We start from the raw sequence: 16,303 nt of genomic DNA on the forward strand, positions 1-16,303 counted from the left end.
CGCCGTCACGTCCCGTCTACAGCTCTGGGACGGTCAGGTGGAACGCATCGTTGCGGTCCTCGATGAGACAGAGGTGGTAGCCGGATTTCCGGCCCACCTTCACGAAACTCTCCTTGTCGTTGCGGCTGAGAAAGCCGCCGCCGCCCGTCTCCTCGCTCGCCGTCTCTAGTGCTGCGGGCTCGAAGAACGACGACGTGACGTACATCGCCGCGCTGAGTTCGTCGGCGCCCTCACGAACCGCGGTCGCGTCGTCGACGAGCGTTCCCATCTCCTCACCAGTCACAGGTTCACGCTCGGCGTTCAACTCCGCGACGACCAGCGGGTCTCCCATCCGATCCCGGAGCACTACGTCGAACGTGCGCGATGTGGCGCCGTCTTCGGTATCGACGGCAACTGTACCATCGAGTTCCGCGCGGTCGACGTCCGGTAGTGCCTGATAGAGATTCGAAAGCCCGTCGGTGTGCCCGGCATCCCGAATCTCAAAGGGCAGCTCTCGGACCGCCCACGAAACGAATCGGTAGGCCGCCGATGCTTCGAGGAACGACTCGTAGTCCGCGCCGTCGACGGTCGCGTCCGCTGCCTCGAACTGCGTATGGTGCTCGATGCGGAGGTTCTCGTTCACCGCATCGAGGTCCGTCTCCGGCCCGAGATCGTCGAGCGTCGGCTTTCCTTTCGACCCGTACCGCACAAAGAGGTTCGTCCCGGACAGCGCCGCCGCCGGCGTAAGGTCCGTCTCCGATGCTGCGTCCTCGCCACCAGCGGCTTCCAGTTGTGCTTCGAGTTCGTCAGCGCGCGTCTGCAGTTCATCGCGCTCAGCTTCCAGCGTCTCAACGCGCTCGCGGAGCTCTGACCGCTCGGATTGAAGCTCGTCGACGCGCTCGGCAGCCTCTTCGAGTTTCTCGTCGCGTTGCTTGACCGCGCGCTTGAGCTTCTCGACGGTGGATCGGGACTGCTTGCCCTTACCTTTGGCCGCGCTACTCGACTTAGCCCTCGACTTTGTGCTCGTGGACGACGTCGACTGCTTGGCGCTCGCGTTCCCGGACGCCGACTGCGAGCGCGTTGCGCCCCCGTCAGTGGATTGGCTCTTCTCGGGGGCGAGCGTCGGCACCGAACTGGCGTTTCGCCACTCCTCCTCCTGGTCGAAGACGCCCTCCTCGCCGGCCGCGCGTGCTGCAGCAGCCTCGGCGTCGGTCCGCTCCTCGCTGCTCGCCTCCGACTGCTTCGTCGCTGCTTCCGCACGCGGGTCGGCTGCTTCGGCAGCATCCGTCGACGCTTCGGCTGCTTCGGTACTACCTGTCGACGCTTCGGCCGTATCAGGCGCTTTATCCGATGAATCTGATGGCGTCGCAGCATCGGCAGACGTGTCGGTTGCCGGTGCCGACTGAGGGCTCCGGGTGGCTGTCGGGTCAGACTCGGCAGCCTCTTCAGCGGACTCGTCACCGGACTCACTCGGCTGCGTCCGCGGTTCCTCAGCTTCGTCGGTAGCTTCGTCGGTGACTTCCTCGGGCTCTGCGTCGTCGGATTCTGTCTCGTGGGTGCTCCCTACCGCGCCGGCCGCCGAAGCCGGCTGGTCTTCGGCTTCCGGGAGCTCCGTCACGTTCACGGGGGATTTCTTGACCTCGTAGACGCCGACCTCATCGTCGGCGAGCTCGAAGGCCTCGTCGCCCGTGATGAGTTCCTCACTGGCACCGACGAACGCCGCGCTCATCGAGCGGCCGCCGTAGTAGACGACGTAGTAATCGCCGGAGAGAACGTTCTCGGAGAGCTCGATATAGCCCGTAAAGCTCGCGTTCTTCAGGGTGTCGGCGGCCTCCGACAGCGGCGTGTCATTCGTGTAGTACTTTGCCTGCGTCTCGCCGCCGCGCTCCTGCATCGAAAACAACAGCGCGACGCTGGGATGGGGTGCGTTGTACACCGTCCCGGATGCGTCACCGAAGTCCTCGACGTCACCTTCGTAGACGCCGATGACGCGGCCGTTCAACATGAACAGCCACGTGCCGTCGGCGACGACCGCTCCCGAAAACTCCTGATCCGCGAGGCTGTGTAGCTCGCGGAATCCGCCCGAGAACGGCCGGGAGTCCCAGGACTCCACCCGCTCGACCGTGTGTGCCTGCATACCCACTGGAAGGCAAGGCGCGCGTATAAGACTTTCCGGGCGGACGGACGCCCTACGTGCGTCTGACGGCGACGAGCCCGTGAGAAGAACCCTCTATAGCTTGCCGGAAGCGTCGTCGGCGAGTTCTTTCATTCGCTTGCTGAGCCGACCGGCGTTCGAGAACTCATCCTCGCTCATCGCCGCGGCCAGCGCGTTCCCGAGGAGGAACACGGCGTGTTTGTGCTCGCTCTTGGACTTGTGGACGTGGGAGGGATCAACTTCGAGTTCCTCGTACGCCCGGAAGGCGTTGTCGTCGACGTTGTCGAACTGGAGGAACTGGTCTTTGATCTGCACCATCTGTTCGTGGAGGTCGAGGAGCTCGTCCTTGTGCATGCTTAGTTAGGGTAGGGAATTCGGGCGTTTAAGCGTTGTCTGCGACAGCGTACCACGCCCGTCACGCAGACGACACGACGGGGTGGTGTGTGGGAGCGCCGGCCGCCCGCTCGGTCTAGAAGACGTACTCGTCCTCGTGACCCATCATGCCGCCCTCGCTTTCGAGGCCGGCTCCCTCCTCTTCCTCGGACGGGCCGCTGGTCTTGTACGCGCGAATTCCCGACGACAGCAGCTGTTCGACGGCCTCCTCGCGGCTGACGAACTCCCCCTGTTCGACGAGCTGTGCAATCTGCATCTCGATCTGGTCCGGGATGTTGACTTCGATCTGGGGCATCGTTCTGGGCGGGGCTTCGCCGCCACCGTTCTTAAGCCTGACGGGGGGCGGATTCGGGGGCGTTTTCCGGGCTGAGCCCGCGACGCCTACGATTCTCGAAACCGGCAGCGCAGCCCCGAGTCGGTAGGAATAGGTGGCCGCGGTCCCTACTTGAGGGTATGACTGTCGTGGACGTCACGGACCTCTACGAGGAGTTCGGCGACGACCGGCTGCCGCCCGGCCAGCGCGAGACGTCGAAGTTCCCCGTGCTGTCGAAGGGCGGTACGCCGAATTGGGATCGCGAAGACTGGACGTTCACCGTGACCGGCGCCGTCGAGAACGAGCTCTCCCTGTCCTACGACGAATTCAGGGATCTCGAGAGCGTCACACAACGCCAGGACTTCCACTGCGTCACCGGCTGGTCGAAACTCGACTGCGAGTTCACGGGCGTCACGTTCCCGCGCCTCGCGAACCTTGCGGGCGTCGACGAGGACGTGACGACGGTGATGTTCCACGCGCTCGACGGCTACACGACGAACCTCCCGCTGGAGGACTGCATGCGCGAGGAAGTCCTGTTCACGTGGGAATTCGACGGCGAGGACCTCCCCCGCGAGCACGGCGGCCCGCTGCGCGTCGTCACGCCCCACAAGTACGCTTACAAGGGCGCGAAGTGGGTCGACGGCATCGAATTCCTCACGGAGCCCGAACGCGGCTACTGGGAGAAGCGCGGCTACTCGAACACCGCCGACCCGTGGGCCGAAGACCGGTACAGCTAGTCGCGGCCGTCGCTGCCGAAGGATAGGCTATTTAGTCGCAGCGTCCCGAACCTCGAACAATGAGTTCTCTGTCCGGCGAAGCGGCCGCCCGCGGGGCGGTCGTGAGCAGGAGCTGCCGGGTGGCCGACGTCTCCTATCGGGCGTTCCTGGCGGCCCGGGACGCGCCCCGCATCCACTGGGCGGACCCGGACGGCCTCGAACTGTCCGGCGTCGGCACCGCCGCCACCGTGACGGCATCCGGCGACGACCGCTTCGACGCCGTCCGCGAGTGGGCGTCCGCGCTGTTCGACGACACTGACCACGACGGCCCCGAGGTCGCCCGGCCCCGACTACTCGGCGGGTTCGCGTTCCACGACGACCACACCCCCGCAGGCACGTGGCGTGGGTTCCCCGCCGCACAGTTCGTGCTCCCCGAAGTCCAGTTGGCGAGCGCGGGCGAGGAGACGTGGCTGACCGTCACGCGAGCGGGCGAGGACGTCGACCCCGCCGACGTCGAAGCAGCGCTCGAGGACGCTCGCGAGGAAATCGAGTCGCTACCAGCGATGCAGCCGAGCGGCCCACGGCCCGGCGTTGAATCGACCACTCCCACGAGCGACGAGGCGTCGTGGCGCGAGCAGGTCGAGCACGCCGTCGACCGCATCGAAGCCGGCGACCTCCGAAAGGTCGTGCTCGCGACTGCGCTCCGCGCGGACCTCGCTGGCGATCTTGACCCCCGCGACCTGCTGGAGCGCCTCCGCCAGTCGTACCCGTCGTGTTTCCGCTTCCTCGTGGAGCCGACCGGCGACGCAGCGTTCCTCGGTGCGACCCCCGAACTCCTCGTGACGCTCCATGACACCAGCGTGGAGACGGTTGGGCTCGCGGGCTCGGTCGGCCGCGGCGACACGCCCGAGGAGGACGCCGAACTCGCCGCACGACTCCGGGACAGCGAGAAGATCCGCCACGAGCAGCGCCTCGTCACCGACACCATCGCCGCCCAACTCGGCGCGTTCGGCGACGTCTCCGTGGGCGAACGTAGCGTCCGCAAGCTCTCGAACATCCAGCACCTGAGCACGCCGATTACCGCGGACGTGAGCGAGGACACGCACGTGCTCGACGTCGCGGAAGCGCTGCACCCGACACCTGCTGTGGGTGGGCTGCCGCCGGATGCGGCGCTGGATGTGATTCGGGAGACCGAGACGTTCGACCGCGGCTGGTACGCCGCGCCCGTCGGCTGGTTCGACGGCGACGGCGACGGCACGTTCGCGGTTGGCCTGCGGTCGGCGGTCGCCCGGGACCAGACGGTGACGATGTTCGCGGGTAACGGCATCGTCGCGGACAGCGACCCCAACGAAGAGTGGGACGAGGTCCAACTCAAGTACCAGCCGATTCTGGACGAGCTCCGCCAATGAGCGCGCCGAACCGGAACACGCTATGGGCGCGCGCCGCCGTGGAGGAACTCGTTCGCGCGGGCGTTGACGCCGCCTGCGTCTGCCCCGGGAGTCGCTCGACGCCGCTGACTGTCGCGCTCGCCGAACACGACGACATTCGCGTGTTCTCGCATCTCGACGAGCGCTCGGCGGCGTTCTTCGCGCTCGGCCGCGCGAAGCACACCGGCAAACCGACGCCGGTCGTCTCCACCTCGGGCACCGCGACCGCGAACTTCCATCCCGCTGTGATGGAGGCCAATCAGGCGCGCGTCCCGCTGCTCGTCCTCACGGCCGACCGCCCGCCGGAACTCCGTGACTCGGGCGCGAATCAGACCGTCGACCAGACCAAACTCTACGGGGACGCTGTCCGCCACTTCCGTGAACTCCCGGAACCCGAGGCCGACGACCGAAAACTCCGCTCGCTGCGGACGTCGATATGTCGTGCCGTTGGTGTGACGACCGGCGCGAACCCTGGTCCCGTCCACCTCAACATCCCATTTAAGAAGCCGCTGGAACCCGTGGAAGTCCGGGGCGACGTGCCCGAGGATTTCGCCGACGAGCACTCGCTGGCCGCCGAGGGCCGCGACGGGCCGTTCGTCGACGTTCACCAGAATCCCGCGGCACCCGAAGACGAAACCCTCGACGCACTCGTGGAGGCCGTCGAATCCGCGGACCGCGGGCTCGTCGTCGCGGGTCCGGACGACGCGCACGGCCTCGCTATTGACGCCGTCGCAAGGCTGGGCGACGCAACCGACTTTCCGGTGTTCGCGGACCCGCTCTCGGGCCTTCGATTCGGCGAGCACGTCTCCGACTCTCGCGTCGTTGGCGGCTACGACGGCTTCCTCGGCGTGGACGACGCCCCCCTCCCTGAGCCCGACGTTGTCCTCCGCTTCGGCGCGTCGCCGACGTCGAAGCCGCTGCGCAACTACCTCCGTGATAGTGACGCCCGCCAGTTCCTCGTCGACCCCGCAGGCGGGTGGCGCGAAGCCACGTTCACTGCGTCGGACCTCGTGGTTGCAGACCCGACCGAGACGGCGCGCGCGCTCGCCGAGCGCGTCGACCGCTCCGCGAGCGACTGGACAGACCGCGTCGCGGTACTCGAAGCCGACTACTGGAACGCCGTCGACGCCTTCGAGCGCGAGGAACTGCTAGAGGGCGACGTAGTTGCCGCGGCCGCCGACGACGCGCCAGACCCCGCCACAATCATGGTCTCGAACAGCATGCCGGTCCGCGACCTCGACCGGTTCGCGCGACCGCGAGGCGCCGAGTTGACCGTACTCGGAAATCGGGGTGCTTCTGGCATCGACGGCATCACGTCGACGGGGCTCGGCGCTGGCAGCGCCACCGACGACCCGCTGGTCGTGATTACGGGCGACCTCGCATACTACCACGACGCGAACGGCTTGCTCGCGCTCGACCGCTGCGACCTGGACGCGACTATTGTCCTCGTAAACAACGACGGCGGCGGCATCTTCCACATGCTCCCCATCGAGGCGTACGACCCGCCGTTCACGAGCCAATTCAAGACGCCCCACGGCCTCGACTTCGAACCGACCGGCGACGTCTACGGTTTCGAGTTCGCACGCGTGGAGACGCTTGATGGGTTCCGAGACGCCTACCGGGAGTCCGTCGGCTCGCCAGGCACGCAGGTTATCGAAGTCCAGACGGACGCCGAAGCCAGCCACCGCGAGCGTGAACGTCTCGCCGCCGCCGTCGAACGCAACCTCAACGATTAAGGAACTCGACGCAGCACGTCGGTTCGATGCCCTCCACTACGACGCAACTCGCCGTTATCGCTGCACTTGCTGGCGTGCTCGGACTGCTGTACGTCGGCGCGATCGCCAACGAAATCGTCGTCGGCCTCGCTGTCGCGCTCGGCTGCGCGGTCGTCGCTGTCCTCCTGTACGCGGGCGGGACGAACCGCGAGACCGTCGCCGCCGTCACGATGGGCGCGACCGTCGTCTACGGCGTGTTCACGCTCCAGTTCCCGACCGCTGTCGTCGCGGCCTGCGTCGTCTACCTCACGCTGTGGGTGACCGACCCCGACGGCCCCTTCGACGCGTCCCCACCGTCGGTCATCCCCGAGCGCGTGCTCGACGACGCGTCCAAGGAGTACGCCGAGGAGGCCGCCGAGTAAGGAACCTTTTTGCGCCGTCCACGCCCGATTTCGGGTATGGTCTCGGACATCTTCGACGCCGACCGGTGGGAGCCGGTCGCGGACTGCGACTTCGAGGACATCACCTACCACCGCGGTGTGGACGTCGACGCGGTCCGCATCGCGTTCGACCGCCCCGAGGTCCGGAACGCGTTCCGCCCGGGGACCGTCGACGAACTCCACGAGGCGCTCGACCACGCGAAACGCCAGACCGATATTGGGTGCGTGCTCCTCACGGGGAACGGCCCGAGTCCGAAAGACGGCGGGTGGGCGTTCTGCTCGGGCGGCGACCAGTCGGTGCGCGGCGAGTCCGGCTACGAGTATCGCGGCGAGGACGAGGCCGCTACCGAGGAGGACGAGACGGTCCAGAAGGCGAAGGCCGGCCGCCTCCACATTCTAGAAGTCCAGCGCGCGATTCGGTTCATGCCCAAGCCCGTGGTCGCGGTCGTCCCCGGGTGGGCGGTCGGCGGCGGGCACTCGCTGCACGTCGTCTGCGACATGACGCTCGCCAGCGACGAGCACGCGAAGTTCCTCCAGACGGACCCCGACGTCGCCTCCTTCGACGCGGGCTTCGGGTCGGCGTACCTCGCCAAGCAGGTCGGGCAGAAGAAGGCCCGTGAGATCTTCTTCCGCGGGAAGACGTACTCCGCCGAGGAAGCCGAGGACATGGGGATGGTCAACGAAGTCATCCCCCACGAGGACCTGGAGGACGTCGCCCTGGAGTGGGCCGACGAGATGGCGTCGAAGTCCCCCACGGCGATGCGGATGCTGAAGTACGCGTTCAACATGGCCGACGACGGCCTCGTCGACCAGCAGGTGTTCGCCGGCGAAGCCACCCGCCTCGGCTACATGACCGAGGAAGCGAAGGAAGGCCGCGAGGCGTTCATGGAAGGCCGTGACCCCGACTTCTCGGACTACCCCTGGTACTACTGACCGTCACCTGTGGACTGTTCGGCTCGCTCGCCGCTGAACGGGTCGACGAACGGTGACGGCGTCGATTCTTCGGGTGGCTCACGTGGGAGCGTGATACGGAACGTCGACCCCTCACTACTGGTTTCGAGTAGTTCGACGGTTCCGCAGTAGTGCTCAACGAGTCGCGCAACCAGATACAGCCCGAGGCCGTGATCGGCGGCCCGGCGCGATGGCCGCTCGAATAACGTCGGGATGTCCTCCTCTGGGAGGCCCGGACCGTTGTCTTCGACGTCGACGGTGACGGTGTCCTCATTCACGTGGCCACGAACCCACACCTTCGGTGGGTCGCTGTCGTTGTGCTCGACGGCGTTCGCCAGCACGTTCCCGAACACCCGTGGGAGCAGGGCGTCCGCGTGGACAACCGCCGATTCCGGCAGATCCGTCTCGATGCCCACGTCCTCGTCGAGATCCGAGAGTTTCTCGAGTTCCTCGTGGAGAATCGGCACGACATCAACCTGCTCGAAGTCCGCGCGTTCCTCCGTGGCGTGCAACAGCACGCGGACGTCCTGTACCACGCCCGTCACCTCCTCGCTCTTGCGGCGTATCGTCTCGCTGTGGTCGTACCCGGACGTCCCTTCCTCGTGTTCGGCTTGCAGAAGGTCAGCGTATCCCGAAATGACGTTCGCGGCGTTCAATACCTCGTGGCGCAACAGGCTGTTGAGGTAGTCGAGGAGGTCGCGCTGGACTTCGAGGTGTTCGGCGCGGACGGCGTTGCGCTCGGCTACTGTCGCTTGCTGGATGGCCCGCGCCTCAGTCACGCCGATGCCGACCCCGAGACCGGCGCCAACCGCGACAGCCCATCGCAGCCACGCGACCAGCGTTTGCGTTGACTGGACTGGGAGGACGGTCATCAGTGCGACGTTCAGTCCGACGGAGGCGGCGGTACCGGCGACCGTCCACCACCAGATGCGAGTGTAACCGCCGGGCTCGATGGTGCTCCGGTCGAGCCAGTACCCTGCGTATGCGATACCTACGACGAACGGCGCCATCGTGAGCGCGCCGACGAGGAACTCGCCAGCGAACAGGAGTTGCGCTCCTTCCACGAACTCGCCGTCGCGCAGGCGGACGACGCCCTCCACGACGACGAAGACACTCAGCGTGACAGCAGTAGCGACTAACCGCTCCGGAACCGAGTCCGCTGAACGGAGCGGAAACGCACTCATTCTCTTTACTGACTGACCCGTGTGGCCATAAATTCACGGTATCGTCAAAACTGCCGCTGTGCAGGCGGCACACGTTGGCAAGCATCTACACTGCACCCGGGTTTCGGTCGGGTGGTGAGACGACGAGTTTTTCAGTGAAACCCCGCTCGGCTTGGTCAAGATGTACGGAGCCGTGCTACGACGACCGAGCAACAGCGCTCGCCGTCGCGCACACGATAGCCGCGAAGCCGACGCTGCGACCGTCGTACCATTCACATGACCGCTGGCTTCTGGTACCTGCTTGGCCTCGATGAGGCGACGTGGCCCGAGCGCGCGCTGTTCGGCGTGACGATGGCCGCGATGATTGCGCTCGCGGCCTTCGGGTTCGCTCGCCCCAGCGCGCTCAGCACGGCGCTCAACGGGGCCTTCGAGTGGGTGCTCACGTACTTCGGCTGGTGGTTCATCCTGCTTGGGTTCGTGCTGTTGTTGCTCGTGCTCGGCGTCACGTTCTCCCGGTACGGCCGCCTGCGCATCGGCGGCCCGGACGCCGAACCGGAGTTCGACACGCTCTCGTGGCTCTCGATGGTGTTCACCGTCGGGTTCGGCGCGTCCATCCTCATCTGGGGCGTCGGCGAACCCATCTCCATCGTCCAGAATCCGCCGCCCCAGCCCTACCCCGTGGAGGGGGCGTCCATCGAGTCGCTGGCGTTGGCGTTCATGTTCGTCCACGAGGCGTTCCCCGGGCTGGCGATGTGGTACCTGCCGGTCGCGCTCGCGTTCGGCATCATCGTCTACACGCAGGGTGTCGGTGAGTACAAGGTCTCCTCGATGCTGTCGGGCATCGTTGACCCCGACTCGTATCCGGGCTTCCACTGGGCGGTCGACCTCGCCGCCATCGTCGCGAGTATTGGCGGCATCGCCACGACGCTCGGGTTCAGCTCGCAGACGATGGCCGCCATCCTCGGCGGCGTCTTCGGCCTGGAGGCGAACATTCTCACGTACGGGATATTCGGACTCATCGGCGCGGTGTTTCTCACGGACGTCTGGCTCGGCCTCCGCAAGGGCATCCGGAACGCCGCCCGCGCGACCATGCTGTTCATCGTCGCCGCGATGGCGCTGCTGGTGGTCGTCGGGCCGACGCTGTTCATCTTCGAGCTCGGGCTTGATGCGACGGGCGTCTGGCTCGGCAACATGACGCGGCTGATGCTGTACACCGACCCGATGTCCGCCGGCAACTGGGCCGCCAACTGGACCGGCTTCTGGTGGGCGTGGTGGGCGGCGTGGAGCATCTTCGTCGGGAGCTTCGTCGCGCGCGTGTCGAAGGGCCGCACCATCCGGGAGATGTTCGTCGTGCTCGTTGTCGCGCCCGCGTTCCTCTCGTGGCTCCAACACCTCATCATCGGCGGCTGGGTGCTCTCCCCGGGCTACGTCGGCCCCGTCAGCGAGGCGTGGGCGGCCAACGGCATCCCCGCCGCCATCGTCACCGCGCTGAACATCACCCCGTACGGCACGGTGCTGGCGGTGCTGTTCGTGTTCGTCATCGCGGGCTACATCATCACGTCGCTGGACTCCGCGGTGTTCATGATTTCCGCCATCACGCTCGGCGACGAGGACCCCAACGCCCGGAACCGCGCGTGGTGGGGCGCGCTGCTCGCCGGCTTCGGGATGATGGCGCTCGAGCTGGAGAGTTTCCAGGCCATCGAGGCGCTGTCGCCGATACTCGCGCTCCCGTTCACGGTGTTCCTCGTGGCGGTCGTCTACGCGAGCTACGTCGCCGCCCGCGACTACGCGGAGGGCCACGACCGCGTCGACGTCGACCCCGGGTCGCTGCTCTCCGAGCAGGACCGCGCGAGCGACATCCAGCCCGCCGACGACGACTAAGCCGCGCCGTCGACGGGCCCGCTGACGCTTTCTGTATCGGAAACGACCACGCGCACTCCTTGCTCGTATTCCGTGTCGAGACTCGCCGACCAGCCGTGCACGGCCGCGAGCATCCGCACGTTCGGCAGCAGGATGCCGGCCTCCGAGTCCGGGACGGCGCTCCCGTACTCGAAGAACGCCGCGGGCTCCGTGTCGCCGGGCGGCCGGCCGTCGCCCGCAATCGCGAACCAGTCGTCGCCGCGCTCGACGGTCACCTCGCTGGCCCCGTTGTGCGCGGCGAACGCGAACGCGCTCGCCAGCAGTTCGCGGAGCCGCGTCGGGTCCGCGACCACGTCGCCGTCCCCCTCGAGGGATAGCGACAGGTCGTCGACGTCGGCGTCCGCCCACGCGTCCGCGACGGCGTCCGCGAAGTCGACGCGCTCCGTGTCGCCGAGCGTCTTGCCGTGGCGCGCGAGCACCGAGAGGTCCTCGACGATGCTGGACATCCGGTCGCTCGTCTCCGAAGCCGTGCGCAGCGACTCGCGGGCGGTCTCAACGTTCCCACGGTCGAGGGCGTTGCCGGCGACGGTGACGCGCCCGCCGACAATCTGGAGCGTGTTCAGCAGCTCGTGGCGGATGGCCGCGGCGAACCCTTCGAGTTGCTCGTTGTGTCGTTCGAGCTCGCGGCGCTTGCGCTCGGTTCGCGTGACGTCGCTGAACACGACCATGCGGCCGATGTCCGACTGACCCAGCGAGAACGACGTGTCCGACGCGAGGTAGTAGCGCGTCTCACCGTCGACGGTGCGCTCCACGACGGGATGGTCGTCGCCCAGCGTCTCGGCGACCTCAGGGAGCACGTCGTCGAATGGCTGGCCGGTCGCGCCGTTGAGCGCGGTGAAGAGGTCGCTCGCGCGGCCGTTATACTCGCGGATGCGGTCGTTGGCGTCGAGATAGACGATCGCGTCGTCGACGCCGTCGGTGAGTTGGACGGCCAGGAACTCCGCTTCGTAGACGTAGAGCACGCCGAGCGCGAACGCCGCGACGCCCAGCGGCTCGTAGTTGATGTCCACGAGCAGCGGCGACGCGAACCCGACGACGTCGAGCGCGACGGGGAGCGCGGTGACGCCGACGAGCGCGCCGAGCGGCCGCGTGTCGTAGTCGGCTTCGAGGAATAACTCGAACAGCATGAAGAAGCCGACGGCGACCAGCGCGTACGACAGCCCCGCGACGAGCCAGTGGATCGTGCCGTGCTGGATGGCGAGGTGCGGGAACGGCGACTGGACGGGTGTCGTCGTGAAGTAGAGGCCGTGGACGTGGTTGGTGAGCTTCACCGCGACGATGCCGACGTACGTCGCGACGGCGGCTCGGCGGTAGGTGGTGTTGCGGTGGAACGACCGCCCGGTGTACGCCGAGCAGAAGTACAGCCACGCGCCCACCGTCGAGAGCCCGACGACGAGGCTGAGGTCGTACGCGACGTATTTCAGAAACCGCGAGGGCGCGACGAGGAAGGCGAGCTCGAACAGCGCCCACCCGCCGCTCCCCGCGACCACGCCAGCGAGCCCGCGGCGCGTGTCGGCGTCCGCGACTTGGAGCGCGCGCCGGAAGCCGATCGCACACCCGAGGACTGCGGCGCCGAACGCGAGGACGTACGCCAGAAAGACCGGAGATAGCGCCATCTACTCGAAAACGTCGCTTCACCGACTTATACGTCAGGCTAGCGGCGGACCATACGGGGTGGCGGCGACGGCTGGGACCGCCACCGCTATGGGCGCGCTCGCCTAATCCCGGGACATGACCGATACGGCTGACGTCTCCCGGCGGGAGGCGTGGCTCATCGCCGCGCGCCCGCACACGCTGCCCGTCGCCGCCGCCCCAATTCTGGTCGCGGCAGGGCTCGCGGTCCGCGACGGCGTGTTCGCGCCGCTGCCCGCGTTCGCCGCGTTCGTCGGCGCCGCACTCATCCAGATCGGCACGAACTTCGCGAACGACTACTACGACGCCGTGCAGGGCGCGGACACCGAGGAACGCGAGGGGTTCACGCGCGTGACCGCCGGCGGCCTCATCGAGCCCGGTGAAGTGAAGCGCGCGATGTACCTCACGTTCGCCGCCGCCATCCTCGTCGGCACCTACCTCGTCTGGGTGGGCGGTATCCCCATCCTCGTCGTCGGCCTCGTGAGCGTCGCCTCCGGCATCGCGTACACGGGCGGCCCGTACCCGCTGGGCTACCACGGCCTCGGCGACCTCTTCGTGTTCGTCTTCTTCGGCGTCGTCGCCGTCACCGGCGCGTACTACGTGCAGGCCGCCGCCACGCTCGCCGCCGGGGTTCCGGTCGGCATCCCCGAGGGCTCAGTGACGCTGGCGTCGGTCGTCGCGAGCCTCCCTATCGCGGCTATCGCGACGAACGTCCTCGTCGTGAACAACGTCCGCGACCGCGAGGAGGACAAGAAGACCGGCAAGCGCACGCTCGCCGTCCGCTTCGGCTACACGTTCTCCCGCGTCCAGTTCGCCGCGATGCTGGTGCTCGCGTACGCCGTGCCGGTGTGGTTCTTCGCGCGCACCGGGGAACTCGCGGTGTTCCTGCCGTACCTCTCGCTCCCGCTCGCGGCGCGCGTCATGAAGACCGTTTTCACCCGGACCGACGGCGAGGCACTCAACCCGGCGCTCACACGTACCGGCCAACTACTTGCGCTGTACGCGCTCCTGTTCGGCGTCGGCCTCGCCTTATGATTCGGCGCTACGCGCTCCCACTAGACTACGCGCTTGAGACAGCTCGCGGCACCATCGACGAGCGCCAGGGTTTCCTCTTCGCCCGCGACGGTGGCGTCGGCGAAGCCACGCCACTCCCGGGCTGGACAGAGCCGCTGGACGCCTGCGAGCGCGCTCTCGAAGCTGCCGACGACGCCGAGAATTGGAATGACGTGCTCGCTGCGTGCGAGGACGCGCCTGCTGCACGCCACGCCGTCTCGCTGGCGAAACTCGATTCCGAAAGTCGGGACGCGACCGTCTCGCTCGCTCGCCATCTCACAGCGGACCCTGCGGCGTCAGTTCCGGTGAATGCGACGGTCGGCGACGGCTCACCCGAACAGACTGCCGACGAGGCACGAGCAGCCGCGGAGAACGGCTTCGGCACGGTGAAAGTCAAGGTCGGCGCGCGCTCCCTGGAAGCGGACATCGAACGCCTCCGCGCCGTTCGAGACGCGACCGATGCGACGCTTCGCGCGGACGCAAACGGCGCGTGGACGCGCGGGCAAGCCCGCGAGGCGTTCGCCGCGTTCGCCGACGTCGGCGTCGAGTACGTCGAACAGCCGCTTCCCGCGGACGACCTCGCGGGGCACGCCGACCTCCGTGGCGGCGAGGTCGGTGTCGCGCTCGACGAGTCGCTGACCGAGCACGCACTCTCGGACGTGCTTGACGCCGCAGACTACGTCGTGGTGAAGCCCATGGCACTCGGAGGCGTAGACCGCGCGCTCAATGCCGCTCGCGACGCCCGGAGAGCAGGTGTCGAACCCGTCGTGACGACGACTATCGACGCCGTCGTCGCACGAACTGCCGCCGTCCACCTCGCCGCCGCGATTCCTGACATCCCGGCGTGCGGGCTCGCGACGGCCGACCGACTCGCCGAGGACCTCGCGGCCGACCCAGCGCCCGTCGAAGACGGACGGATTCGCGTCCCCGAGTCGCCTGGCCACGGCGTCAGCGTTGACCTCACGGAGGTGACCCCGGATGCGTGACGCCATCGCGCTCCAAACGCGTAGCAACCCCGACGCGACTGCATTTGTGGATGCTGCGACCGATTCATCGTGGACGTTCCGCGACCTCGACGCTGACATCGAGGAGACCGCGGGACGACTCGCCGCGTGTGGCGTCCAGCGCGGCGACAGAGTCGCGGTGCTGATGGAGAACCGTCCGGCGTTCGTCCGGCTGGTGTTCGCGTGCGCTCGGGTCGGCGCGGTGTTCGTGCCGCTGAATGCGCGGCTCGCGACGCCAGAGCTCCGCGCGCAAGCGGAGCGTGTCGGGCCCGCGCTGGTCGTCTGTGAAACTGAGACTGTTGATGCGGCGCTCGAACTCCCGGTGCCGGCCGTGAGCGTGGACGCCGGGGGAGACGTCGAACACTTGGGCGCGCGCTCGCCGGACACCTTCGAGCCTGCGAATCTCTCGTGGACGGACACGCGAGCCATCATGTTCACTTCTGGTACGACCGGCGACCCGAAGGCCGTTCGGCTGACGTACGCGAACTTCGCTGCGAGCGCCGTCGCGTCGTCGTTCCGCCTCGGCGTGCTCCCCGAGGACAGCTGGCTGTGCCCGCTGTCGCTGTACCACATGGGCGGGCTCTCGGTCGTCTTGCGCTCGGCGCTGTACGGGACGACGGCGGTGCTCGCGCGCGGCTTCGACGCCGACGACGTACGCAGTGCGCTGGCGAAATACGACTGCACGGGCGTCTCGCTCGTTCCGACGATGCTCTCGAGGTTGCTCGATGCTGGCGGAGTCCCCGACAGCGTGCGGTTCGCGCTCGTCGGCGGCGCGCCCACGCCGCCCGAACTCGTGGAGCGCGCGCTGGACGCGGGCGTTCCCGTCTGTCCGACGTTCGGAATGACCGAAACCACCTCGCAGGTTGCGACGCTGCACGCGACGGAAGCCCGCGGCCGTCCAGATACCTCGGGACGGCCGCTGCTCGGCACCGACGTAACTGTCGTGGGCGACGACGGCAAGGTGCTACCGACGGGTGAGACGGGCGAACTCGTCGTTTCGGGGCCGACGGTCACGCCCGGATACCTTTCGGCAGATGCGAACAGTGAGCGGTTCTGCGAGCACGGCCTCCGCACGGGCGACTTCGGCTTCGTGGACGCCGAGGGGTTCCTCCACATCGGCGGCCGGCAGACCGACCAAATCGTCACTGGCGGCGAGAACGTCCACCCCGAGGAAGTTGCAGCCGTGCTCCGCAATCACCCGGACGTCGCGGATGTCGCCGTCGTCGGCGTGCCCGACGAGGAGTGGGGTGAGCGCGTCGCTGCGCTCGTTGTTCCCGGAGACGAAGGCGTGACTTCCGACGACCTCCGGGCGTTCTGCGAGGACCGGCTCGCGGGCTACAAGCACCCGCGCACGATTGCGTTCGCCGAGGCAGTGCCACGGACCGCGTCGGGGACCGTCGACCGGGAGGCTGTTCGGGCGATTTTGGCCGACGAGAACTAAG

At 67.6% G+C, this 16,303-nt stretch carries 14 protein-coding genes; 9 read left to right on the forward strand and 5 right to left on the reverse strand.

Annotated elements, in window-relative coordinates:
• Positions 1 to 16: 16 nt before the first annotated feature.
• From LPA46_RS14115 to LPA46_RS14125, 3 genes are all read right to left on the reverse strand, one after another.
• Complete coding sequence (locus LPA46_RS14115; RefSeq protein ID WP_230893027.1) at positions 17 to 2,116, reverse strand: DUF7527 domain-containing protein; 2,100 nt, start codon at positions 2,114 to 2,116, stop codon at positions 17 to 19.
• 93 nt (positions 2,117 to 2,209) lie between these two features.
• Positions 2,210 to 2,488 (reverse strand): UPF0058 family protein, encoded by a 279-nt coding sequence (locus tag LPA46_RS14120; RefSeq protein WP_230888677.1) that lies wholly within the window; start codon positions 2,486 to 2,488, stop codon positions 2,210 to 2,212.
• Between the two features lie 115 nt (positions 2,489 to 2,603).
• Entirely contained in the window at positions 2,604 to 2,822 is a 219-nt protein-coding gene (locus LPA46_RS14125) for a DUF7120 family protein (protein ID WP_059056697.1), read from the reverse strand.
• Positions 2,823 to 2,980: 158 nt separating this feature from the next.
• Here LPA46_RS14125 and LPA46_RS14130 point away from each other — a divergent pair, with 158 nt between their 5' ends.
• The 5 genes from LPA46_RS14130 to LPA46_RS14150 are packed head-to-tail and all read left to right on the forward strand — an operon-like array spanning position 2,981 to position 8,071.
• A complete protein-coding gene (locus LPA46_RS14130; protein ID WP_230893028.1) occupies positions 2,981 to 3,577 on the forward strand; it encodes a sulfite oxidase-like oxidoreductase in 597 nt (198 codons plus the stop codon).
• 59 nt (positions 3,578 to 3,636) lie between these two features.
• A complete protein-coding gene (locus tag LPA46_RS14135; protein ID WP_230893029.1) occupies positions 3,637 to 4,965 on the forward strand; it encodes an isochorismate synthase in 1,329 nt (442 codons plus the stop codon).
• Positions 4,962 to 6,719: a 2-succinyl-5-enolpyruvyl-6-hydroxy-3-cyclohexene-1-carboxylic-acid synthase gene (menD, locus tag LPA46_RS14140; RefSeq protein WP_230893030.1), complete on the forward strand. Its 1,758-nt coding sequence runs from the start codon at positions 4,962 to 4,964 to the stop codon at positions 6,717 to 6,719. Before LPA46_RS14135 ends, menD begins: the two co-directional genes overlap by 4 nt.
• 26 nt (positions 6,720 to 6,745) lie before the next feature.
• A complete protein-coding gene (locus LPA46_RS14145; RefSeq protein WP_230893031.1) occupies positions 6,746 to 7,120 on the forward strand; it encodes a hypothetical protein in 375 nt (124 codons plus the stop codon).
• Positions 7,121 to 7,156: 36 nt separating this feature from the next.
• Entirely contained in the window at positions 7,157 to 8,071 is a 915-nt protein-coding gene (locus LPA46_RS14150) for a 1,4-dihydroxy-2-naphthoyl-CoA synthase (protein ID WP_230893032.1), read from the forward strand.
• Here the strand turns inward: LPA46_RS14150 and LPA46_RS14155 are convergent.
• A complete protein-coding gene (locus LPA46_RS14155) occupies positions 8,065 to 9,273 on the reverse strand; it encodes a sensor histidine kinase (RefSeq protein ID WP_230893033.1) in 1,209 nt (402 codons plus the stop codon). The genes LPA46_RS14150 and LPA46_RS14155 overlap by 7 nt on opposite strands.
• A 255-nt stretch (positions 9,274 to 9,528) precedes the next feature.
• Between LPA46_RS14155 and LPA46_RS14160 the strand changes: the two genes are divergently transcribed.
• The gene (locus LPA46_RS14160) at positions 9,529 to 11,133 is read left to right on the forward strand and encodes a BCCT family transporter (RefSeq protein WP_230893034.1); all 1,605 of its coding nucleotides are present in this window, start codon (positions 9,529 to 9,531) and stop codon (positions 11,131 to 11,133) included.
• On the opposite strand, the gene LPA46_RS14165 is transcribed toward LPA46_RS14160, so the two are convergent.
• Positions 11,130 to 12,788, reverse strand: coding sequence for a histidine kinase N-terminal 7TM domain-containing protein (locus tag LPA46_RS14165; RefSeq protein ID WP_230893035.1), 1,659 nt, complete (start codon positions 12,786 to 12,788; stop codon positions 11,130 to 11,132). The two genes, LPA46_RS14160 and LPA46_RS14165, sit on opposite strands and share 4 nt — an antisense overlap.
• 115 nt (positions 12,789 to 12,903) lie before the next feature.
• Here LPA46_RS14165 and LPA46_RS14170 point away from each other — a divergent pair, with 115 nt between their 5' ends.
• Genes LPA46_RS14170 through menE form a run of 3 tightly spaced genes read left to right on the forward strand, consistent with a single transcriptional unit; the run spans position 12,904 to position 16,302 of the window.
• The gene (locus tag LPA46_RS14170) at positions 12,904 to 13,839 is read left to right on the forward strand and encodes a 1,4-dihydroxy-2-naphthoate polyprenyltransferase (protein WP_230893036.1); all 936 of its coding nucleotides are present in this window, start codon (positions 12,904 to 12,906) and stop codon (positions 13,837 to 13,839) included.
• The gene (locus LPA46_RS14175) at positions 13,836 to 14,843 is read left to right on the forward strand and encodes a mandelate racemase/muconate lactonizing enzyme family protein (protein ID WP_230893037.1); all 1,008 of its coding nucleotides are present in this window, start codon (positions 13,836 to 13,838) and stop codon (positions 14,841 to 14,843) included. Before LPA46_RS14170 ends, LPA46_RS14175 begins: the two co-directional genes overlap by 4 nt.
• Positions 14,836 to 16,302: an o-succinylbenzoate--CoA ligase gene (menE, locus tag LPA46_RS14180; RefSeq protein ID WP_230893038.1), complete on the forward strand. Its 1,467-nt coding sequence runs from the start codon at positions 14,836 to 14,838 to the stop codon at positions 16,300 to 16,302. Before LPA46_RS14175 ends, menE begins: the two co-directional genes overlap by 8 nt.
• Position 16,303: the final 1 nt, after the last annotated feature.

Origin of the sequence: Halobacterium sp. KA-6 (assembly GCF_021029015.1) — an archaeon.
Taxonomy (GTDB): Archaea; Halobacteriota; Halobacteria; order Halobacteriales; family Halobacteriaceae; genus Halobacterium.

Bases quoted from the DNA above. Each gene is read 5' to 3' on its own strand.
- LPA46_RS14135 (WP_230893029.1), top strand. From the start codon at position 3,637: ATGAGTTCTCTGTCCGGCGAAGCGGCCGCCCGCGGGGCGGTCGTGAGC.
- LPA46_RS14155 (WP_230893033.1), bottom strand. From the start codon at position 9,273: ATGAGTGCGTTTCCGCTCCGTTCAGCGGACTCGGTTCCGGAGCGGTTA.
- LPA46_RS14160 (WP_230893034.1), top strand. From the start codon at position 9,529: ATGACCGCTGGCTTCTGGTACCTGCTTGGCCTCGATGAGGCGACGTGG.
- LPA46_RS14115 (WP_230893027.1), bottom strand. From the start codon at position 2,116: ATGCAGGCACACACGGTCGAGCGGGTGGAGTCCTGGGACTCCCGGCCG.
- LPA46_RS14120 (WP_230888677.1), bottom strand. From the start codon at position 2,488: ATGCACAAGGACGAGCTCCTCGACCTCCACGAACAGATGGTGCAGATC.
- LPA46_RS14165 (WP_230893035.1), bottom strand. From the start codon at position 12,788: ATGGCGCTATCTCCGGTCTTTCTGGCGTACGTCCTCGCGTTCGGCGCC.
- LPA46_RS14125 (WP_059056697.1), bottom strand. From the start codon at position 2,822: ATGCCCCAGATCGAAGTCAACATCCCGGACCAGATCGAGATGCAGATT.
- menD (WP_230893030.1), top strand. From the start codon at position 4,962: ATGAGCGCGCCGAACCGGAACACGCTATGGGCGCGCGCCGCCGTGGAG.
- LPA46_RS14130 (WP_230893028.1), top strand. From the start codon at position 2,981: ATGACTGTCGTGGACGTCACGGACCTCTACGAGGAGTTCGGCGACGAC.
- LPA46_RS14150 (WP_230893032.1), top strand. From the start codon at position 7,157: ATGGTCTCGGACATCTTCGACGCCGACCGGTGGGAGCCGGTCGCGGAC.
- LPA46_RS14145 (WP_230893031.1), top strand. From the start codon at position 6,746: ATGCCCTCCACTACGACGCAACTCGCCGTTATCGCTGCACTTGCTGGC.
- LPA46_RS14175 (WP_230893037.1), top strand. From the start codon at position 13,836: ATGATTCGGCGCTACGCGCTCCCACTAGACTACGCGCTTGAGACAGCT.
- LPA46_RS14170 (WP_230893036.1), top strand. From the start codon at position 12,904: ATGACCGATACGGCTGACGTCTCCCGGCGGGAGGCGTGGCTCATCGCC.
- menE (WP_230893038.1), top strand. From the start codon at position 14,836: ATGCGTGACGCCATCGCGCTCCAAACGCGTAGCAACCCCGACGCGACT.